At 63.1% G+C, this 21,099-nt stretch carries 20 protein-coding genes and 1 other annotated feature; of the genes, 8 read left to right on the top strand and 12 right to left on the bottom strand.

From position 1 onward, the window contains the following. Positions 1-30: 30 nt before the first annotated feature. Positions 31-912, bottom strand: a complete 882-nt coding sequence (locus C2U37_RS19615) for a pirin family protein (protein WP_104452921.1) — start codon at positions 910-912, stop codon at positions 31-33. Between the two features lie 118 nt (positions 913-1,030). On the opposite strand from C2U37_RS19615, the gene C2U37_RS19610 reads away from it, so the two are divergent. Next, positions 1,031-1,957, top strand: coding sequence for a LysR family transcriptional regulator (locus C2U37_RS19610; protein WP_104452920.1), 927 nt, complete (start codon positions 1,031-1,033; stop codon positions 1,955-1,957). A gap of 111 nt (positions 1,958-2,068) precedes the next feature. Here C2U37_RS19610 and C2U37_RS19605 read toward each other — a convergent pair whose 3' ends face one another. The 4 genes from C2U37_RS19605 to C2U37_RS19590 form a co-directional block, all read right to left on the bottom strand. After that, the gene (locus tag C2U37_RS19605; protein WP_005301028.1) at positions 2,069-2,398 is read right to left on the bottom strand and encodes a YbaB/EbfC family nucleoid-associated protein; all 330 of its coding nucleotides are present in this window, start codon (positions 2,396-2,398) and stop codon (positions 2,069-2,071) included. Between the two features lie 124 nt (positions 2,399-2,522). Next, positions 2,523-5,000 (bottom strand): DNA polymerase III subunit gamma/tau, encoded by a 2,478-nt coding sequence (gene dnaX, locus C2U37_RS19600; protein ID WP_104452919.1) that lies wholly within the window; start codon positions 4,998-5,000, stop codon positions 2,523-2,525. Between the two features lie 177 nt (positions 5,001-5,177). Beyond that, on the bottom strand, positions 5,178-5,723 hold the full coding sequence (gene apt, locus C2U37_RS19595) for an adenine phosphoribosyltransferase (RefSeq protein WP_010674707.1): 546 nt from the start codon (positions 5,721-5,723) through the stop codon (positions 5,178-5,180). A gap of 132 nt (positions 5,724-5,855) precedes the next feature. Next, positions 5,856-6,233: a YbaN family protein gene (locus tag C2U37_RS19590; RefSeq protein WP_039039141.1), complete on the bottom strand. Its 378-nt coding sequence runs from the start codon at positions 6,231-6,233 to the stop codon at positions 5,856-5,858. A 177-nt stretch (positions 6,234-6,410) separates the two neighbouring features. Here C2U37_RS19590 and dusC point away from each other — a divergent pair, with 177 nt between their 5' ends. The 4 genes from dusC to C2U37_RS19570 all read left to right on the top strand — a co-directional run bounded on the left by dusC (position 6,411) and on the right by C2U37_RS19570 (position 9,729). Continuing rightward, positions 6,411-7,355: a tRNA dihydrouridine(16) synthase DusC gene (gene dusC, locus C2U37_RS19585; RefSeq protein ID WP_042881408.1), complete on the top strand. Its 945-nt coding sequence runs from the start codon at positions 6,411-6,413 to the stop codon at positions 7,353-7,355. Between the two features lie 56 nt (positions 7,356-7,411). Beyond that, positions 7,412-8,239: an AraC family transcriptional regulator gene (locus C2U37_RS19580; RefSeq protein ID WP_010674704.1), complete on the top strand. Its 828-nt coding sequence runs from the start codon at positions 7,412-7,414 to the stop codon at positions 8,237-8,239. 74 nt (positions 8,240-8,313) lie between these two features. After that, positions 8,314-9,279 (top strand): DMT family transporter, encoded by a 966-nt coding sequence (locus C2U37_RS19575; RefSeq protein WP_010674703.1) that lies wholly within the window; start codon positions 8,314-8,316, stop codon positions 9,277-9,279. 81 nt (positions 9,280-9,360) lie between these two features. Beyond that, the gene (locus C2U37_RS19570) at positions 9,361-9,729 is read left to right on the top strand and encodes a TraR/DksA family transcriptional regulator (protein WP_039039175.1); all 369 of its coding nucleotides are present in this window, start codon (positions 9,361-9,363) and stop codon (positions 9,727-9,729) included. A gap of 157 nt (positions 9,730-9,886) precedes the next feature. Here the strand turns inward: C2U37_RS19570 and rnd are convergent, their stop codons facing one another. From rnd to C2U37_RS19535, 7 genes are all read right to left on the bottom strand, one after another. Further along, a complete protein-coding gene (rnd, locus tag C2U37_RS19565) occupies positions 9,887-10,999 on the bottom strand; it encodes a ribonuclease D (RefSeq protein ID WP_042865294.1) in 1,113 nt (370 codons plus the stop codon). 98 nt (positions 11,000-11,097) lie between these two features. Next, complete coding sequence (fadD, locus tag C2U37_RS19560; RefSeq protein ID WP_010674700.1) at positions 11,098-12,774, bottom strand: long-chain-fatty-acid--CoA ligase FadD; 1,677 nt, start codon at positions 12,772-12,774, stop codon at positions 11,098-11,100. A 196-nt stretch (positions 12,775-12,970) separates the two neighbouring features. Then, positions 12,971-13,822, bottom strand: coding sequence for an alpha/beta fold hydrolase (locus C2U37_RS19555; RefSeq protein ID WP_104452918.1), 852 nt, complete (start codon positions 13,820-13,822; stop codon positions 12,971-12,973). 9 nt (positions 13,823-13,831) lie between these two features. Next, entirely contained in the window at positions 13,832-14,347 is a 516-nt protein-coding gene (locus C2U37_RS19550; protein WP_039039136.1) for a Slp family lipoprotein, read from the bottom strand. Positions 14,348-14,397: 50 nt separating this feature from the next. Continuing rightward, entirely contained in the window at positions 14,398-15,099 is a 702-nt protein-coding gene (tsaB, locus tag C2U37_RS19545; protein WP_042017608.1) for a tRNA (adenosine(37)-N6)-threonylcarbamoyltransferase complex dimerization subunit type 1 TsaB, read from the bottom strand. 97 nt (positions 15,100-15,196) lie between these two features. Beyond that, the gene (locus tag C2U37_RS19540) at positions 15,197-17,116 is read right to left on the bottom strand and encodes an ATP-dependent DNA helicase (protein ID WP_104452917.1); all 1,920 of its coding nucleotides are present in this window, start codon (positions 17,114-17,116) and stop codon (positions 15,197-15,199) included. A gap of 61 nt (positions 17,117-17,177) precedes the next feature. Beyond that, positions 17,178-17,423, bottom strand: a complete 246-nt coding sequence (locus C2U37_RS19535; protein ID WP_104452916.1) for a hypothetical protein — start codon at positions 17,421-17,423, stop codon at positions 17,178-17,180. Between the two features lie 190 nt (positions 17,424-17,613). Then, positions 17,614-17,742, top strand: a sequence feature (His leader region). Positions 17,743-17,766: 24 nt separating this feature from the next. Between C2U37_RS19535 and hisG the strand changes: the two genes are divergently transcribed. From hisG to hisC, 3 genes are read left to right on the top strand one after another with little or no spacing between them, the layout of a single operon-like run. Further along, positions 17,767-18,663, top strand: coding sequence for an ATP phosphoribosyltransferase (gene hisG, locus C2U37_RS19530; RefSeq protein WP_104452915.1), 897 nt, complete (start codon positions 17,767-17,769; stop codon positions 18,661-18,663). 31 nt (positions 18,664-18,694) lie between these two features. Then, on the top strand, positions 18,695-20,020 hold the full coding sequence (hisD, locus tag C2U37_RS19525) for a histidinol dehydrogenase (protein WP_104452914.1): 1,326 nt from the start codon (positions 18,695-18,697) through the stop codon (positions 20,018-20,020). Next, positions 20,017-21,087: a histidinol-phosphate transaminase gene (hisC, locus tag C2U37_RS19520; RefSeq protein ID WP_039039131.1), complete on the top strand. Its 1,071-nt coding sequence runs from the start codon at positions 20,017-20,019 to the stop codon at positions 21,085-21,087. Before hisD ends, hisC begins: the two co-directional genes overlap by 4 nt. Positions 21,088-21,099 lie beyond the last annotated feature (12 nt).

Raw genomic sequence — 21,099 nt, 5'->3', positions numbered from 1 at the left:
ATCAGGCGCTTTGTTTTTATCGGGATTGTCTCAGGGGGCGATGACGGCGAACCGGCCGCTGTTGAAATCATCTATCGCCTGATGGATCTCTGCCTCGCTGTTCATGACAAAGGGGCCATAACCCACGATGGGTTCATCGATGGGCTCGCCACTCAGCAGCAACAAGCTCGCCTCGCCTTCCGCCTCCAGCATGAACTCCTCACCGTTGGGATCGAGCAGCACCAGTTGTGCTTCGCCCGCGCGCTCCTGACCGTTGATAAAGAGAGAGCCCTTGAGCACCACCAAGGCGCTGTTCCATCCCGCTACCGCCGGCAGCACCACGCTGGCCCCGCCCTTGAGCCGCAGATCCCAGATGTTCATGGGCGAGAAGGTTCGGGCTGGCCCCTCTACCTCGCCTTGTTGCAACCCGGCATCGTTCCCGGCGATGATGCGCACCCGCACATCGCCCTCCTTGAGGCTCAGTTGCGGGATGGTGTCGCTGGTGATGCCCTGATAACCGGGCGTCGACATCTTGTGTTTGGCGGGCAGGTTGACCCAGAGCTGCACCATGTCGAGGGTGCCACCACGACGGGTGAATCCCTGGGAGTGGAACTCGTCGTGCATGATGCCGGCGGCGGCCGTCATCCACTGCACGTCTCCCGGACCGATGATCCCCCCCTGGCCGGTCGAGTCGCGATGGGCGACCTCCCCTTCATAGACGATGGTGACCGTCTCGAAGCCACGGTGCGGGTGTTCCCCCACGCCCCTGGCATGATCGGCGGGCTCGAAATGTGCCGGGCCAGCCCTGTCCAGCAGCAGGAAGGGGCTCAAGGCGCGGCCATGGGTCTGATACGAGAACAGCGAGCGAACCGGGAATCCGTCGCCAACCCAGTGTTGTCGAGGGGCGCTGTAAATACCGATGACTCTTTTCATGATGCTCTCCTGGGTGATCGTCACGGGATGTGTCGTGGCTCGCATTGTGAGTCTGGAACGCTGCGTCCGGTAGACGTAAAATTTGCCATCAGCGTCCTATTTTGTGAACGATAACCCCATGCAACAGGATCTCAACGACCTCTATTTCTATGTCCAGGTGGTGGATCACGGGGGCTTTGCCCAGGCCGGCAGGGCCCTCGGCATGCCCAAGTCCAGGCTCAGCCGCCGCATCGCCATGCTGGAGGAGCGACTCGGGGTGCGTCTTATCCAGCGTTCCACCCGCAGCTTCACCGTCACCGAACTCGGGCAGGCTTATTACACCCGTTGCCGGGCCATGCTGGTGGAAGCCGATGCGGCGCAGGATCTCATCGCCGCGACCCAGAGCGAGCCTTGCGGTCTGGTGCGCATCGCCTGCCCCATCGATCTGCTGCACGCCCACGTAGGGAGGATGCTGGTCTCCTTCGCCCTGGCCCATCCCAGCGTCAAGGTGCAGCTCGTCGGGGTCAACCGGGCGGTGGATCTGGTCGCGGAGGGGTTGGACATGGCGCTCAGGGTGCGACCACTGCCCCTGGAGGACAGCGAGCTCGCCATGCGGGTGCTGGGCTATGCGACCCAGTGTCTGGTGGCAAGCCCGGCCCTTGTCGCGTCACTCGGCATGCCCCGGGCCCCCGCAGATCTGCTGTCATGGCCGAGCCTCGGTCATGGCGCCAGCCTGGAAGGCCATCACTGGACCCTGCAGGGCCCCGATGGGGCCCGAGTCAAACAGCACCACAGCCCCCGCTTTGCCACCACCGACATGCAGACATTGCGTCAGGGGGCGATCGACGGGCTCGGGGTCGTGCAACTGCCCACCATGATGATGAATGAGCCCCTGGCCGATGGCCGGCTGGTGCGTTTGCTCCCCGACTGGGCACCGCGCCAGGAGGTGATCCACGCGGTCTTCCCCTCACGCCGCGGTCTGCTGCCTGCCATCCGCGCCCTCATCGATCATCTGGTCGAGGGCTTCTCCCCCCTGGGGCAGGCAAGTGCGCCGCTCCCGCCATGATCTGTGCATGGCCGTTCCCGGGTGTGCCGACATGCAAAAGGCCAGAGCTTGGCTCTGGCCTTTTCATTTTTCCCCTTCCCAGAGGAGGAGAAACGGATACGGGCAGTATCCTCAGAAGGGCATTTTGAAGCCCGGGGGCAGTTGCATGCCGCCGGTCAGCTCGCCCATCTTGGCCTTGTTCTGCTCTTCCACGCGGCGCACGGCGTCATTGACGGCGGCGGCGACCAGATCTTCCAGCATCTCCTTGTCATCTTCCATCAGGCTGGGATCGATCTCGATACGACGCACGCTGTGGCTGCCGGCCATGGTCACCTTGACCATGCCTGCGCCCGCCTCACCGACCACTTCCATCTGGGCCAGCTGCTCTTGCATCTTCTGCATGCGCTCTTGCATCTGTTGGGCCTGTTTCATCAGGTTACCCATTCCACCTTTACCAAACATAGATCGTCTCTCGTCTTGAAATCCGGCATCCAGCGCCGGGCTGTGGGTTCATCTGCCCTAAGTGGGGGCAGCCAAAAATCTTTTCAACCGGGGGCAAGCCCCGGCACGGTTTTTTCAGCGCAACTCAGCGACTCAGGGGTTCGATGCTCTCGGGATGGAGCACGGCGCCGAAACGCTGCTGCAAGAATTGTACGTTGGGATCCGCCGCCAGATCCCGGCTCACCTGTTCACGCACCCCGAGATAGAGACGGTGCTCTATCTCGAGCGGCGTCTCCCGCGCGGGATCCGAGCCCAGGGTCACATCGATGTGAACCGGGCCGCCCAGCTCGGGACCGATGATCTCGGCCAGATCGGCGCGGGCCTTGTCGCTCACCAGATGGCGCTGCTCGGGTTTGAGCAGCAGGGAGACCCGATTGCCTTCCCGGGTCATCACCGCGTTGATGGCCAGTTGACGCAGCCGACCCCCCACCCCGGTGCGGGCGATGAGCTCGGCCCAGGCGTCCCCGCAATTGACCAGCAAGGACGAGGGGATCAGACGGGCGACCTCCCCCTCCTCCTCGGGCTGGGCGTCGCTCTCCAGGGCATCCCAGTCGATGGTCTCCATCAACGCAATGGCGGGCTGAGGCTCGCTGGCAGCCACTGGAGGCGCGGCAGGCACCATAGCGGCAACCACAGGTGCCGCCGCATCCGCGCTGCCGGCGTCAGCGCCCAGATCCCAGGGCGGCAGATCCTCCTGCGAAGGAGGTGCCATAGTGGCGGGAGCTGGCTGGGCGGAAGTCACTGCCCGCGTGGGCAACGGGGCACAGGCAAACCCCTCGTCAAACCCCTGATTCAGATACTCTTCGTAGTCACTGGCCCCCTCTTCATAGGCATCGAGAGGGGGCAGGTCGTCATACCCTGTTTGCAAGGCAGGTCCCTGCCCCGGCATCTCGGGCCGCGCCGCTGGTTGCACCTCGGTCTGGGGTGAAGTTGCGACGGCAGGCATCGGGGCCGGTTTGGTCGCGGCCACCGGTTTGACGGGAGTGACCCGGGCAGGCGCGGCGTTTGCACTCTGCTCGCCACGCAGGCGGCTTCGCAGCAGATTGCGCTTGCCAAGCAGGCTCTGCATGCTGGAGGTCGAAGAGATGGCAACGTCTTCCCCTTGGACCTCAACCTGCTGCGTCTGCCCGGTGTCATCCGCCGCCAACGGCGCAGAGGCTGGCTCTGCAGGCGGACTGGTGGGCACCGCGGCCTCGTAGCCCATCCGTTCGGCCTCGCGCAGCAGCTCATCCTGCTCGGCAAAGAGCGGATCCAGCACTGCGCCCTCCTCCGCCTTGAGTGCGGGGGCGACGTGCTCGGCCTCAAGGACCGATGCTGGCGCGGCGGGAGCCTGTGGTGCTGCACTGGCAGCCGGGGCCGGCTCAGCCCCCTGGGGCTTTCCCGGCAGGAGCGGCGCGCTTTCCCTCGCAGCCGCCATCACGCCGGGGTGCCCTGTCATGAGAGGCTGGGCCGCCAGGTTGGCGGGATGGACCACCTCGCGCCGGGGCGAGAAGGCCAGCATCCGCAGACAGGTCATTTCCAGTGCGGTGCGTCCGTCAGGGGCCCAGGGCAGATCCTTGCGCCCCCCCAGCACGATTTGATAGCAGAGCTGCACCTCTTCCGGGCTCATGGCTCCGGCTAGCTGCAGCAAGGCATCGGCATCCGCCCCCTGCTCCTGCACGCTCGCAGGCAGCAGTTGCGCCATGGCCACCCGGTGGAGCAAGGCTTCCAGCTCGGCGTGAAGCTGGTCGAAATCCGGTCCCAGGGTCGCTATCTCGGTGATCTTGGCCATGGTGGCCGGGGCATCCTGGCGCAGCACCGCCTCCAGCAACTGATGCAGGTGGTGATGATCGAGGGTCCCCAGCATGGTGAGCACGCTCTCCAGGCGCACGCTGCCGTTGCCGTGGGCCAACGCCTGATCGGTGAGGCTCAGGGCATCGCGCATGCTGCCGTCGGCCGCCTTGGCCAGGGCCAGCAGGGCGCGAGGCTCGAAGGGTTGGCCCTCCTGGTCCAGCACCCATTCGAGCTGCCTGGCAATCTGGGTCTGATCCAGACTCTTGAGATGAAACTGCAGGCAGCGCGAGAGGATGGTGATGGGGAGCTTCTGCGGATCCGTGGTGGCCAGCAGGAATTTCACATAGGGGGGCGGCTCTTCCAGGGTTTTGAGCAGCGCATTGAAGCTGTGGCGCGACAGCATGTGCACTTCATCGATGAGGTACACCTTGAAACGACCACGGGCCGGACGGTACTGCACGTTGTCGAGCAGTTCGCGGGTGTCTTCCACCTTGGTGCGGGACGCCGCATCGATTTCCAGCAGATCGACGAAATTGCCCTGATCGATCTCGCGGCAGGTATCGCACACACCGCACGGATGGCTGCTGATCCCCTGCTCGCAGTTGAGACTCTTGGCCAGAATGCGGGCGATGGTGGTCTTGCCCACCCCGCGGGTCCCGCTCAGCAGGTAGGCATGGTGAAGCCGTCCCTGATCCAGGGCATTGGTCAGGGCAGTCAGCACATGTTGCTGGCCGACCACTTGTTCAAACGTATGGGGGCGCCATTTGCGCGCCAAAACCTGATAGCTCATAGATCTCGATGCTGGGAAACGAGGCATTGAGGCTGGATGCTAACACAAATGGAGGGCTGGCTGTATGGGGGATGCGCCGCCTTGGGAGGGATCGCTTGAATTTCAAACCGGTGCCCGTTCAGGCACCGGTTTGCGGCAGAAAGCAGGGTGACGAGGCCTGCCGCGCGAAGGGGCGATTTACGCCCCCGCGAGTTCCACCAGAGAGACAACCTTGACGCCAGCGGCGGTCAGGCGGGCATCACCGCCCAGGGACGGCAGGGAGATGATGAAGGCGGCATCCGCTACCTCACCGCCGGCGCGGCGGATGAGCTTGACGGTGGCATCGACGGTGCCGCCGGTGGCCAGCAGATCGTCCACCACCAGCACCTTGTCACCGGGCACGATGGCATCGGTGTGCAGTTGCAGGGTGTCGGTGCCGTACTCCAGGGCGTAGGACTCCTCGATGACGGCGCGGGGCAGCTTGCCCGGCTTGCGCACCGGCACGAACCCCAGCCCCATGGCGTAGGCAACCGGGGCGCCGAAGATGAAGCCACGGGCCTCGGTGCCGACAATCTTGGTGATGCCTTGATCACGGTAATGATCGGCCAGCAGATCGATGGTGGCCTTGAAGGCCTCGGCATTCTCGATCAGGCTGGTGATGTCGCGAAACAGAATGCCCGGCTTCGGATAGTCGGGAATGGTCTTGATGCTCGCTTCGATAAACTTCAGGGTTTCCGGATTCATTATTTGACCGCTTATTTTTTGAGCCCTGCCATGGCGGCGCACGGGGTCTCCGCCTGGGGGCAATAAAAAGGCCCGTCACGCAAAAATGACGAGCCGACTCCATAGCATTATTGCCGCGATAGCTTAGGGATTTCACTTCTTCATTGCAACCGGCTCCAGCACCGGCAGACGCATCAACCAGGTGAGCAGGATCACCATTATGACAACCAGCAGCCACCTCACCCAGGGCAACGGCACCACCAGCAGCGATACCGAGAACGAGATCAGGATGAAGATGATGGCGCGGCGTCTGGCATGACGGCGAATGCCGCGATACTGCTGCCAGTCGAGGATGGGGGGGCCAAACCAGGGATGCGCCAGCAACCAGCCATGAAAGCGGGGGGAGGAGCGCGCAAACAGCGCCGCCGCCAGCAACATGAAAGGGGTGGTCGGCAGCAGGGGCAGGACTATCCCGACTATCCCGGTGGCGAAGGCAAGCCAGCCCAGGGCCATCAGACACCAGCGTTTCATGGGTACTCCTCTGCATGTATCTCTGCCTGTAGCCTAACAGAGTTGGCCCGGAAGCTGACAGCCTGGCCCAGTCTGCGGCCGTCGATGGGGGCCATCGAGTGGGCAGACGGCTGACAATCCCGGCCATTGCCACTACAATCTGCGCTCTTTTTTCTCCCCTTGTCTTCGGAAGCAGCTATGCGCGTTATTTTGGCCCCCATGCAGGGGGTGCTGGATCACCTGATGCGGGAGGTCCTCACCTCCGTCAATGATTACGACCTCTGCGTCAGTGAATTCATCCGGGTGGTCGATCAACTGCTGCCCGCCAAGGTCTTCCATCGCCTCTGCCCCGAGCTGAAACAGGATGGCAAGACCCGTGCAGGGACCCCGGTACGGGTGCAACTGCTGGGACAACATCCGGAGTGGCTGGCAGAAAATGCCATACGGGCCATCGAGCTCGGCTCTCCCGGGGTCGATCTCAACTTCGGCTGCCCTGCCCCCACGGTCAACAAGAGCAAGGGGGGCGCCGTGCTGCTCAAGGAACCCGAGACCGTCTATCGCATCGTCAAGGCGGTGCGGGAGGCCGTGCCTGCCCACCTGCCGGTGAGCGCCAAGATCCGCCTGGGATACGATGACAAGGATCTCTATCTGGACAACGCCCAGGCCGTCTATCAGGGGGGGGCCAACGAGCTGGCGGTGCATGCCCGCACCAAGCGCGAAGGCTACAAGGCGCCGGCCCACTGGGAGTACGTGGACGCCATCCGCCGCGCCCTGCCCATCCCCGTCACCGCCAACGGCGAGATCTGGAACCATGCCGATGCCCTGACCTGTGCCCGGGTGTCCGGTTGCGATGCCCTCATGGTGGGCCGGGGCGCCATCTCCCTGCCCAACCTGGCCAACGTGATGAAGACGGGGTGTGCCCACATGAGCTGGGCCGAGGTACTGCAATTGATGGTGACCTACACCGAGCAGGATCTGGCGAGCGACAAGGCCGACTACTACCCGAGCCGCATCAAGCAGTGGTTCTCCTACATAGTGCGGGAATACCCCCAGGCCGACGAGCTGTTTCGCCGCATCCGCACCATCAAGACCGCAGAGGAGATCCGCTCCGCCCTCGAGCGCGAGTGCGCCTCACAGGCCTAGACTTGGCCGCCACCCCGCAGCGCCCTATGATGAAGGCTCATTGACAGGAGGTCAGGATGCAAGGAGTGCCGGTCAACTTTACCCATCAGCACGACAGGGCCGATTTTCGCGCCCTGCCGGGGCAGCCTGCGACCGAGCTCTATCGCGCCCACATCCAGCACCACATCTTCGATCCCCATAGTCACGAGGGGTTTGGCCTCGGTGTCATCGAGTGCGGTGCCGAGCGCTTTCGCTATCGCGGCAGCCAGCTCCTGGCCGGTCCCGGCAGCCTGGTGCTGATGAACCCCGATGAGCTGCACACGGGCGAGTCAGCCTGCGAGCAAGGGTGGCGCTATCGCATGCTCTACCTGCCCGCCGATCGGCTCGAGGCCATCAGCGGCGAGCGCGACTGGTATTTCACCGATGCCGTGCGAAGCGATCCGCGCACTGCCCCCGTCCTGCAGGCGGCCCTGGATGCCCTCTGGCACTGTGACAGCGAGCTCGCCGCCGACGGCCTGCTGCTAAGGGTGTGCGAGACCCTACGCCCCCATGCCCGGGCCCTGGCGGCCCCGCGCGAAGCGGCCCACCCTCTGGGCCGCGCCATCGACTATATGCAGGCCTGTTTCGCCCGCCCCATTACCCTGGCCGAGCTGGCCGGTTCGGTGAACCTCAGCCCCTACCACTTCCAGCGCAGCTTCAAGGCCCGCTTTCACGTCACCCCCCAGCAGATGCTGATGGCCATCCGTCTGCAGCGCGCCAAGGGGTGGCTGGCTGCCGGCCTGCCCGCGGCCGAGGTGGCCGCCGCCTGTGGTCTGGCCGATCAGTCCCACCTCAACCGTGCCTTCCTGCGCCGCTATGGCACCACCCCGGTCCGCTACCAGAAACAGGTGCAGGCTGGCCGCTAAAGCGCAATCTGGTTCAATACGCCCCCCTTCCCCCCTGCTAGGCTGGCCTCCTTCTTCTTTACCGGATATGAAACATGTTGATCGGAGTCCTGTTTGCCCTGCTGGCCGGCCTGATGTGGGGGCTCATCTTCGTCGCCCCCCTATTAGTGGACGGCTATCCCCCCGCCCTGCTCGCGAGCGGCCGCTACCTCGCCTTCGGCCTCATCGTACTGCCGCTCGCCTGGCAGGCCCGCAAACACTTGGCGGCCCTCTCGGCCAGCGACTGGCGAGAGGCCCTCGCCCTCACTCTGGTGGGGAACCTCCTCTACTACTTCTGCCTGTCGGGGGCCATCTTGCGCATCGGCTCGCCCCTGGCGGCCATGTTTATCGGCACCCTGCCGGTGGTGACGGCCCTGGCCGCCAACCGCCTCTATGGCGCACGGGACGGTCGCCTCTCCCGCACCCGGCTCTACCCGTCCCTGGTGCTGATGGGGGCCGGCCTCTGTCTGGTCAACAGCGCCGAGCTCACCTGGCACACCGAGGCGCGCACCGAACAACTGCTTGGGCTCGCCCTGGCGGTGGGCGCCGTGCTGTGCTGGACCTGGTATCCCCTGCGCAACGCCCGCTGGCTGCGCGAGCACCCGGGCCGCAGTCCGGCCGTCTGGGCCACCGCCCAGGGGCTGGTGACCCTGCCGGTGGCGCTCATTGCCTATCTCGGCAGCCTCGGCCATCTTGCCCTGAGCGCACCGGACTTTCCCCTGCCCTTCGGGCCGACGCCCCTGCGCTTCGTGCTGCTGATGGGGGCAGTGGGGCTCCTCTGCTCCTGGCTCGGCACCCTGTGCTGGAACGAAGCGAGCCAGCGCCTGCCGACCGTGCTGGTCGGGCCGCTCATCGTGTTCGAGACTCTGGCGGGGCTCTTTTACGCCTTTATGCTGCGCGGGATCATGCCCCCCATGAGTACCCTGGTGGGTGTCGTCTGTCTGGTGGCGGGAGTGCTCTACGTCATCACCGGCAAGCCGCAGCACCTGCCGGAAAAACCCGTCAAAGCACGGTTAACTTGATTCATGTCATCTTGATAAACCGCGGGTTTCCCTATACTGGCCGAGTTTTATCACTCGTTTTTGGGGGCTGCTGTGTGTGAAGTGACGCAAGCCCGGTTGGCCGAATGGCATCAGCGCCTTCTGACCGACTGGGCGCAAACAAGAGAGGAGCTGATCCGTCAGCTCAAGGCCTGTCGACAAGATGACTGGGCACAGAAGGTGGAGCGCTGCGAGCGAGATCAACTGGTTGATCTGACCAGCCGTCTCGATCTGCCCGGGGTGGAACACAGCGTGGCACGCCTCAAGCGGCTCGACGCGGCGCTCTGCCAGATGGATCTGGGGCTCTATGGCTTCTGCTCCGATTGTGAGGAGCCGCTGCTCCCTGAACAGCTGGAACAGGATCCGACCCTGCAACGCTGCCCGCGCTGCGAGGCCCGCTACCGCAAGGGGTTCCACGCTCACGAACTCTGATGGGGGCACCCTTTGTGCCCGCCATTTTCCTCCTCCCCCCCTTCTCGCTTCCCAACATGACCAACCCCCTGGCGCGACGATCCCGGCAACCCCGGGGGCAGCCGCACAGGCATGAAAAAGGGGAGTCATGGACTCCCCTTCTCGTACTGCGTACTCGTCACTGGGCCAGCAGGTGGCCTACCAGCTCATGACGCCACCCTTGCAGCAGCATGGGCTTGTCCGCCCTGGCCCGCTCCTCGGCACTCATGCGCCAGCTCCAGGTGAAGTACTGGTGGATGATCTTCTTGCTCGCCACCAGCTCCGGCGGAATGTTGCTGGCCTTGGCCTTCTCCTCCACCATGGCCTTGATGCGCTTGAGCTCGGCCTTGTACTGGGGGAAGTCCACCAGACGGCGGATGGGATCGGGCCAGCTAGCAGGGTCGCTCTGCTGGGCGGCGGCGACGATGTCCAGCATCCGCTTGCCGTGGATCTTGATCTCGATGGGCGAGAGGCCCAGCTCGTTGAGATCCCGCAGCGAAGCGGGACGACGCTCCGCCACCTTGAACAGGTGCAGCTCTTTGACCACGAAGTTGAGGGCGAGATCCCGGCGTACCGCTTCCTGCTGGCGCCAGGCGGCCAGCTCGCGCAGGATGGCCAGCTCACGGCGACCCAGTTGCCAGGCGTTGACTATCTCGAGGTAGGCCTGACGGGGATCGCTGCCCTGGGTCTTGCGGGCGGAGTGGTTCTGGCACTCCTGTTCGAACCAGGGGAACTTGCCGCTCTCGCGCAGTCTGGCCATCACCTTCTCGTAGAGGGGCATGAGGTAGAAGACATCCGCCGCGGCATATTCCAGCTGACGAGGGGTAAGGGGGCGCGCCAGCCAGTCGGTACGGGCCTGATCCTTCTCAAGCTCGACCCCGAGGAATTCGTTGACCAAGGCGCCAAACCCCACCGACACGCCATGACCCAGGAAGGCTGCCGCCAGCTGGGTATCGTGCATCTGGTTGGGCAGGTGACCCGCTTGATGCTGGATGAGTTCCAGATCCTCACCGGAGGCGTGCAGGATGGCAATCTGTCCGGCCCGACCGAGGCGCTGCCACAAACCGGAGAGCTCCAGGGTCAGGGGATCGAGCAGGGCAAGCTGCTTGCCATCGTAGATCTGGAACAGACCGAGCTGGGGATAGTAGGTACGGGTGCGAACGAATTCGGTATCGATGGCCAGGGGAACGTCGGCCAGAGAAGCGAGATACTGATCCAGTTCGGCTTGCTGTGAAATGAGTTGATATTGCATCGTTGCCTGCACGTTGGTCGGATCCAGAAAGAAAAAACCGTGGATGTCCCACGGTTTTGCATAACGACAGCGCTGGACTGCAAAGCAGTGCATGCCGGTTACTGCTTGGCAATCTCCTCGTCGCGCAGCACGCGGCGCAGGATCTTGCCCACGTTGGTCTTGGGAAGTTCGTCGCGAAATTCTACCAGTTTCGGCACCTTATAGGCAGTCAGATGTTTGCGGCAGTGGGCAATTATCTCCTCCTCCGCCAGCTTTGCATCTTTCTTGACCACGAAGATCTTCACCTGCTCGCCGGACACCGGGTTGGGTACGCCGACGGCGGCTACCTCCAGCACCTTGGGATGCAGGGCCACCACGTCTTCTATCTCGTTCGGGTAGACGTTGAAGCCGGAGACCAGGATCATGTCCTTCTTGCGATCGACGATCTTGAAGAAGCCCTGCTCGTCGCATACCGCGATGTCGCCGGTGCAGAGCCAGCCATCCTGCATCACCTCGGCGGTCGCCTCCGGGCGCTGCCAGTAGCCGGTCATCACCTGAGGACCGCGCACCTGCATCTCGCCAGGGGCACCCCGTTCGGTGACCTGGTTCCCCTCGTCATCCACCAGACGGATCTCGGTGGAGCAGACCGGCAGACCGATGGAGCCGTTGTAATCCACCAGATCATAGGGGCAGACGCTCACCAGGGGCGAGCACTCGGTCAGGCCATAGCCCTCCAGCAGCGGGGTGCCGGTCAGCCCCTTCCACTGCTCGGCCACCGCCCGTTGCACCGCCATGCCGCCACCGATGGTGAGCTTGAGCTTGGCAAAATCCATGCCCTTGAACTCGTCGTTGTTGACCAGGGCGTTGAACAGGGTGTTCACCCCGGTGATGCAGGTGAAAGGATACTTCTTGATCTCTTTGACAAAACCCGGGATGTCGCGGGGGTTGCTGATGAGCAGGTTGTAGCCCCCCAGACGCATGAACAGCAGGCAGTTTACCGTCAGGGCGAAGACGTGATAGAGCGGCAGCGCCGTGACCACGAACTCCTTGCCGCGCTCCAGCACGGGGCCATAGACACCGAGGCACTGCTCAACGTTGGCGATCATGTTGCGATGAGTCAGCATGGCCCCCTTGGAGAGGCCGGTGGTCCCGCCGGTGTATTGCAGGAAGGCGATGTCCTGGTTGCTGATCTCGGGTTTGATGTACTGCAGGTAGCGCCCCTTGGCGAGGGCCTGGCGCATGGTGCTGGCATGGGGCAGGTTGTACTTGGGCACCAGCTTCTTGACGTATTTGACCACGAAGTTGACCAGGGTCCCCTTGGCCAGCCCCAGGTTGTCACCCATCCGGGTCAGGATCACGTGCTTGACCGGAGTGTCATACACCACTTTTTCCAGGGTGTGGGCAAAGTTGGAGACGATGACGATGGCCTTGGCGCCGGAGTCTTTCAACTGATGCTCCAGCTCGCGCGGGGTATAGAGGGGGTTGACGTTCACCACCGTCATGCCGGCCCGCAGGATGCCGAATACCGCGATGGGGTATTGCAGCAGGTTCGGCATCATCACGGCCACCCTGTCCCCCTTGCCGAGCTTCAGCTCGTTTTGCAGGTAGGCGGCGAAGGCTCGGGACTGCTCCTCCAGCCGGCGGTAGGTAATGGTCTGCCCCATGTTGACGAAGGCGGGTTGATCGGCGAACTGGTTCACCGACTCTTCAAACATCTCGACCAGAGAGCCGTATTGGTCTGGATTGATCTCGGCGGGCACCCCTTCTGGATAACGCTTCAGCCAGACTCTTTCCACGAACTTCTCCTGCATAACTCGCACCTGTGCGCTCACTGTGTTGCCTCCGTCCCTGTCACATCCATTTCAATCAGTTGTTTTAAGTTCATGCTCTAATGCCGCACATATTTACATAAGGCAACATCAATTAACAGTGAATTAACAACGGGAAATGTGAAGGAGAAAGCAAACCTGACATGATTCAAAGCCGCTGATCCTACCGGATTTGAGCGAAGTTTTCGATATAAACGGCGGTTTCTGATGAATTTTCCATATGAAAATGATGGCCTCCTGCCACTGTCACCCGTTCAATGTGGCCAAAGGCCGCCTCCCGCAACTGCCACTGTGCCAGGAGCCCGGGGAAGCCCTGCTCTCCCCGGATAAAGAGCACCGGACAGGCGATGGCCCGGATCAGGGCCTGGGCCTGCCCCTCGCTCATGCGAAGGGGCGAGAGATCGCGAAGACGGGGATCACTGCGCCAATACCAGCGCCCTGCCCGCGCCTCCAGCTGCCGCTCGCAGATAAGGCGTGCCGCACTCGGGGGGATGTCCGCCACCTTGCAGCGGGCAGCCACGGCCTCTTCGAGGGTGGCAAATCCACTGGTTGCACGCTCACGGGTACGAGTGCGGTTGAGGATGGCGCGACGCAGATGCCCCGGTACCTCCTCGTCAGGCTGGCTCAAGGGGCCGAGCCCCTCCAGCAGAATGAGCCGCTCGATTTGCTCGGGAAAAACGCCGGCATAGGCAGAGGCAATCAGCGCCCCCAGGGAGTGACCAAGCAGGATGAAACGCTGCCAGCCCGCGGCCTGGGTGATCTGGTAGAGATCATCCAGCCAGTCCACGAAGACATAGGGGGTCGACTTGTGATCGGAGTGACCATGGCCCGGCAGATCGACGCAGACCAGATGAAACGCCCACAGCCAGGGGGCCAGAGGCAAAAAGCTGGCGCCGTTGTCGAGCCAGCCATGGAGGGCCACCAGCAGCGGTCTGTCCTCCTGACCATTGTCCAGCAGGGCGATGTGCCGCCCGTCCGCCAGGCGCAGCCTGCGCTCCTGCAATGTCGCCGTCATCCGGGCTCCTCAGCGGCGCAGGGGCCGTCTGGGCCAGAAGGGATCATAGAAAGGATCGTAAAAGTAGGGATCCATGTAGCGGATCTCCACCTCCTTCACCGGTGGCCACAGCTTGCTCCCCGTCACCTTGAGTACCGAGAAGCGATACTTGTGCTCGCCAATCTGGCTGTCCACCGGCTTGTCGAGGGTGCCGAGCACCGTCAGGCTGCGACCCTTGGCATAGAGGGTCGGGTCGACAAACCCCTGCATGATGGCGAGAAAACGACCGGGGCTCTGCTCGGTCTGCTCCGGCACCCCGTTGGACTTGAGGGGCAGATAGACCACCTCGATGACACTCTGATCCGCCTTGTTGTGGACCGCCGAGATGACACCGCTCCAGCGGGCCGGCTTGCCTTCCATCCCCTGCAGAGCGGGTTGATAGGCCACCAGCTGATCCGCAGGCTCATAGGCAAGCTCTTTGGGCACCGTGCTGCAACCGCCCAGCAGCAGCCCCACCAATCCCAGCATGATCACGGATTTTCTCATTCGTCTCTCCTTCATCGTCCGACAAAGCAGCCCGGGGCAGCTGTTGCCGCCTATTCGCGACCCGGCAGTTTCTTCCAGGTCACCTTGTCACGCAGATAGACAGGGGTGGCTTGCTCAACCGGCACCGCCTCACCCGCAAACCAGGCCTGGCGTGCCAGAGGCAGCATGTCAGCGGCCGCCGGGAAACGCACCTGGCTTGGCATCAGCACATCTGCCAGGCCGCCCAGAGTCTCGCCATAGGTTTCAAAACCGGTGCCAACGCAGCTCACCGCGCCAGTCAGCTTGTCACGGGCCTGCACCAGTGCGGCTGGCTCGCTCACCACCTCCTCGCCCACCAGCGTCATCACTCCGTCCACCAGGGCGTAGTGGCCAAAATAGACCTCGTCCATACGCGCATCGATGGCGGCAAGCACCTGCTCGGCCCCTTCCAGCTTATGGGCCCCCTGGGCCATGGCCGCCAGGGTGGAGACACCGATCATCGGCACGCCGGCACCAAAGGCGAGCCCCTGGGCCACGCTGATCCCGATCCGTACCCCGGTGAAGGAGCCAGGCCCACGACCGAAGGCGATGGCGTCGAGCTCATCCAACGATAGACCGGCTTCATCCAACAGAGCCTGAACCATGGGCAGGATCTTGCGGGTATGGTCACGGGGCGCCTCTTCCCAGCGGGAGTAGAGGGTATCGCCCACCAAGAGGGCTGCGGAGCAGGCTTCGGTGGCGGTATCCACGGCCAGGATCTTCAACTCATCCATTCTTTTTATTCTCTTCACATCAGTCAGTTAAATCGTCAGCATGGCCAAGGCCTGCCGTCATGCATGGCCGGGGGCAATCAGCCCCGGCGCGGCGGACTCACTCCCGTGGTCCGAAAAATTCGCCCAGGGTCGCCAGCTCCCGGGTCCGTGGAATGGCAGGCAGGCTCTTGATGAAGGTGGCGCCATAGGGCTTGTTGACCACCCGGGGATCACAAATAACCAGTACACCGTGATCACTGCGATCACGGATGAGCCGCCCCACCCCCTGCTTGAGGGCAATCACCGCCTTGGGCAACTGCAGCTCGGCAAAGGGATCCCCCCCCTTGAGCTTGCAATCCTCCACCCGTGCCTTGAGCTGGGGATCGTCCGGGCTCGCAAAGGGCAGCTTGTCGATGATAACACAGGACAATGCCGCCCCCCGCACGTCTACCCCCTCCCAGAAACTGCTGGTGGCCACCAGCACGGCCCGACCGTTTTCCACGAAGGTCTTGAGCAGCCGCTGCTTGTTGTCTTCCCCTTGCAGCAGGACGGTACGGCCGATTTCCCGGCGCAGCACCTCGGCCACCTGGCGCATCACCTGATGGCTGGTGCAGAGGAAAAAACACCCCCCTGGCGTCTTGTTGATGAGGGGGATCATCAGGGTCGCCAGCTGCTCCCCGCGCCCGAAGGCATTGGGCTCTGGCAGGAAACGGGGTACGCACAGGCGCGCCTGCTCGGCGTAATCGAACGGACTGTCGAGAATGAGTTCGGCGCTGCCGGCCAGCCCCATCTCGGCGACGAAGTGGGCGAAGCGATTGTCCACCGTCAAGGTGGCCGAGGTGAAGACCCAGGCCACCTCGGGGCGCTGCACCTCGGCACCGAAGCGCTCGGCGACCGACAGCGGCGTCAGATTGAGGGTAAAGTGCAGACGCGAACAGTCATACCAGTAGGAGAAACCGGTCTGGTTGACCGCCAGCACCTCCCCAAGGCGAGTACGCAGCTCGCTGATGCGCTCGAAACAGTGATCCAGCTGCTCCCCTCGCCCGAGCGCCAGTTTCAGCACTTCATAACAGAGCCCGATGGCATCATTGAGGCGGGCCAGCGCCTGGGCCCAGAGGGATTGTCTCAGCAGATCCCGGGTGTTGTCGCGCCCCCCCTCCACGCCGAAGGCAAGGCGCAGATCCTGACTGGCAATGGCGAGCCTGTCCGCCGCCTTGCCAAGCTGGGCCATGTCATGAGCCTCTGCCCGGTAGGCGAGCTGGATATCCTGCGCCAAATCCTGGATGGTGCGGCTGCCCACGGACTTGCCGAAGTAGTGGCTGGCGATCTCGGGCAGCTGGTGCGCCTCGTCGAAGACATAGACCTGCGCCTCGGGCACCAGCTCGCCAAAGCCGGTGTCTTTGACCGCCATGTCGGCGAAAAAGAGGTGGTGGTTGATCACCACTACCTGGGCGTCCATGGCACGGCGCCGGGCGATGACCAGGTGACAATCATCGTAATAGGGGCAGTCGCGACCCAGGCAGTTGTCGTTGGTGCTGGTGACGTGGGCAAGGATCTCGGCGTTCTCCTGTAGCCCCGGGATATCCCCCACATCGCCGTTGTCGGTGGCGGTCGACCAGGATTTGACCTTCACGAGATCGCTCAGGATCTCGGGCTTTTGCAGATGGGATTCACTCAACAGCCGGTTCATCCGCTCGATGCAGAGGTAATTGCTGCGCCCCTTGAGCAGTGCCACCGGCGGGGTGTAGTGAAGCGCCCCCGTGATGGTGGGCAGATCCCGATAGAAGAGCTGCTCCTGCAGATTCTTGGACCCGGTGCTGAGCACCACTCGCTTGCCGGATTCCAGTGCAGGCACCAGATAGGCATAGGTTTTGCCAGTGCCCGTTCCAGCCTCCACCAGCAAGCGGCCACCTTGCTTGATGGCACGGGACACCGCCTCGGCCATCTCCAGTTGCGGGGCACGGGCCTTGAAGCCGTCGATATGGCGGGCCAGGGGGCCGTCTGGCTTGAACAGGGTCTGGATGATGGTCAAAGGCATGTCCCGCTGCAAAAGCGGGCATTATGCCAAAAGCGCGGAAAAAGCGGGACTGATAATGCGTTCAGACGAAGAGATCAATCCGGTGGTCCGGATCCGGTTTGTGATCATCATCCTGCACCGCTGGTTGACCAGGCTTTGGCGGCTGCTCTCTCTGCTGGTGATGCTGACCACCGCCACCATTGTCGGTGCCTATCTTGCGCAGCTGATGTTTCTGGCTGATCTGGGTCACCTCCCGCTTGATGTCATCCGGGCTCGGTGTCGAGGGTGCGCGGGGCAGGATGGGAAATAACAGGTCCTGGCTGGGCATGATGTCGCCTCCTTTGGCATCTCATTGTCTAGTTATCGACCAGAAAACCGTTTTCTCAACTTTAATCGTCCTGATCACATTTTTCGGTTGCATTTTCTGTCAAGGCAGGTAGTTTAAATCGGGCGTCAACAACGGCATCTGATTTGTAAAGGATTGATTACATCATGAAGTTCACCAACCTGAAGACTCATCATCACCATCATCATCCCGAATAGTCTTTCAGGAGGTTGACTGCTGGAAGACACTTAACTGGTGACTTCCAAAAGGACCGCAAGATTCATGAACCCTCGGAAGCACATACTTCCGAGGGTTTTTTCGTTTTTGACTAGAAGGAAATCGAGCAATGGAAACACAACGTCTGCGCATCGCCATGCAAAAATCCGGTCGTCTGAGCCAGGATTCCCAGGCCCTCTTCAAGAGCTGCGGCCTCAAGATCAACCTGCGGGAACAGCGCCTCATCGCCCATGTCGAGAACATGCCCATCGACATTCTGCGAGTGCGTGATGACGACATCCCGGGTCTGGTGATGGAAGGGGTGGTCGATCTTGGCATCATCGGCGAGAACGTTCTCGAAGAGGTGCAGCTCATCCGCGCAGCCCAGGGGCAGCCCTTTGCGGTGAAGACCCTCAAGCAGCTCGACTTCGGCAGCTGCCGCCTCTCTCTGGCGGTGCCGGACGATGTCAACTACACAGGACCCGAGAGCCTGGCCGGCAAACGCATCGCCACCTCCTACCCCGGTCTGCTCAAGCGCTTCTTCGACGAGAAGGGCCTGGGCTTCAAGAGCGTGATGCTGGGCGGCTCGGTGGAAGTGGCCCCCCGCGCGGGTCTGGCCGATGCCATCTGCGATCTGGTCTCCACCGGCGCAACCCTGGAAGCCAACGGCCTGAAAGAGGTCGAGGTGATCTACCGCTCCAAGGCCGTCCTGGTGCAGGCCCCCAACCCCCTGAACGATGCCAAGCAGAAACTCATCGACAAGCTGCTGCCCCGCATCCAGGGGATGCAGCAGGCGCGCGAAAGCAAATACATCATGCTGCACGCCCCCAAAGATAAGCTCGATGCCATCACGGATCTGCTGCCGGGGGCGGAGCGTCCCACCATCATGCAGCTCGCCGGTGACACCAACCAGGTGGCCCTGCACGTCGTCTCCAGCGAAACCCTGTTCTGGGAGACCATGGAACAGCTCAAGGCCCTGGGTGCCAGCTCCATCCTGGTGCTGCCCATTGAAAAGATGATGGAATAAGCCGAGAGAGATGGAATAAGGAAGACACATCATGCAGACCCTGATCTGGAAGACCCTCTCCCCCGCCCGGCAAGCCGAAGTCCTGACCCGGCCCGCCCTTGGCGACGAAGCCGACATCGGTACCGTGGTGCGAGACATCATTGCCGCAGTACGCAGCCGGGGCGATGAGGCCCTGCGCGAGCTGAGCCAGCGTTTCGAACGCGCGCCCCGCGAACAGCTTCGGGTGAGCGACGCGGAAGTGGATGCCGCCTGCGCTCGACTCGGTGATGACATCAAGGGTGCCATCGAGGCCGCCATCACCAATATCCGAACCTTCCACGCCGCCCAGGTGCAGCCCGTCGTGCGAGTCGAGACCCAGCCCGGGGTGCTGTGCGAGCTGCGCACCCAACCCATCAGCCGGGTCGGTCTCTATGTCCCGGGAGGCAGCGCGCCGCTCCCCTCCACCGTGATGATGCTGGCCATTCCGGCAAGCCTGGCCGGTTGCCGTGAGGTGGTGCTCTGCACCCCGTCTCCGGCGAGCGACGAGATCCTGTTTGCCGCCCGCGCCTGTGGTGTTCGCCAGGTGTTCGCCATCGGCGGTGCCCAGGCCATCGCGGCCATGGCCTATGGCACGCAAACCATCCCCAAGGTCGACAAGATCTTCGGCCCGGGCAACGCCTATGTGACCGAAGCCAAGGGCCAGGTTTCCCGTGACTGGCGGGGCGCCGCCATCGACATGCCAGCCGGCCCCTCCGAGGTACTGGTGATCGCAGACGAGAGCGCCAACCCGGCCTTCGTAGCATCGGACCTGCTCTCCCAGGCCGAGCACGGCCCCGACAGCCAAGTGGTGCTGGTCACCACCTCCGCTCCCCTGGCCGATGCCATCGGCAGCGAGCTCCAGGCGCAACTCACCGACCTCAGCCGCCGCGACATCGCCGAGCAAGCCCTGAAGGCAAGCCTGGTGATCCTCTGCGACAACCTGGAGGAGGCCTGCGCCATCTCCAACGCCTATGCACCGGAACACCTCATCGTGCAGACCCGGGCACCCCGGGATCTGCTGGACAAGCTCGAGAACGCGGGCTCCATCTTCCTCGGGGCATGGACACCGGAGTCGGTCGGTGATTACGCCAGCGGCACCAACCACACCCTGCCCACCTACGGCTATGCCCGCACCTGCTCGAGCCTGGGGCTTGCCGACTATCAGCGCCGCTACACGGTACAGGAGCTCACTGCAGACGGCATTCGCGGCCTTGGCCCCATTGTCCAGCGCATCGCCCAGGCCGAGGGACTCGATGCCCACAAGCATGCCGTCACCCTCAGGTTGAACGCCCTGGCCGCCGAGCCCCAACAAACAGCACAGCAGAAGGATTTGTCATGAGCATCGTCAATCTGGCCCGTCGCGTCGTGCGGGCTCTCACACCCTACCAGTCCGCGCGCCGCATCGGCGGCAAGGGCCACGTCTGGCTCAATGCCAACGAGGCCCCCCTGGCCTATCCCTTCACCGTCGAGGGGAGTCGCCTCAACCGCTATCCCGAGTGCCAGCCGGCCGAGGTGGTGAATGGCTATGCCGCCTACGCCGGGGTCAATCCGGATCAGGTGCTGGTGAGCCGCGGTGCCGACGAGGCCATCGAGCTGCTGATCCGCACCTTCTGCGAGGCGGGGGAAGATCAGATCCTCATCTGCCCCCCCACCTACGGCATGTACGCCATCAGCGCCGAGACCTGTGGCGTGGGGATTGTCGAGCAGCCATTGACCGCCAGCCGTCAGCCGGACTGGCCCGCCATCGCCGATCGCCTCTCTGACGTGAAGCTGGTGTTCCTCTGCTCCCCCAACAATCCCACCGGGGATCTGGTGGGTCGCAAGGGACTCGTCGCCCTGCTGGAGAAGGCCCGGGACCGCGCCATCATCGTCGTGGACGAGGCCTACATCGAGTTCTGCCCGGAGGCCTCCGTGGTGGACCTGCTCGCCCAATACCCGAACCTGGTGGTGACCCGTACCCTCTCCAAGGCCTTTGCCCTGGCGGGGATCCGCTGCGGCTTTACTTTGGGGGATCCCGAGGTGATTGCCATGCTGGCCAAGGTGATCGCGCCCTACCCCATTCCCGACCCCATCGCCCAGATTGCCGCCCAGGCGCTCTCTCCCATGGGGCTGGAACTGATGCAGGAGCGGGTGCTGGAACTCAACAAGCAAAAGGCTCTCATCAAGGCGGAGCTGCTTCGTCTGTCCTGCGTCAAGGAAGTGTTCGAGGACAAGGGCAACTTCGTGCTGGTGCGCTTCAAAGATGGCGCCGCCGTGTTCGCCGCCATGAAGGCCGCCGGCATCATCTTGCGTGATTTCTCCAGCAAGCCTGGCCTTGACAACAGTATCCGCATCACCATCGGCTATCAGGGCGAAATGGACGCCGTGCTGGCGGTATTGCGTGACCTGCCCCCACCCTCTCTGTAAGACAAGCAAGGA

Source organism: Aeromonas sp. ASNIH1, assembly GCF_002934285.1.
GTDB lineage: Bacteria > Pseudomonadota > Gammaproteobacteria > Enterobacterales > Aeromonadaceae > Aeromonas > Aeromonas caviae.
This window is presented reverse-complemented; position numbering and strand designations above follow the sequence as displayed.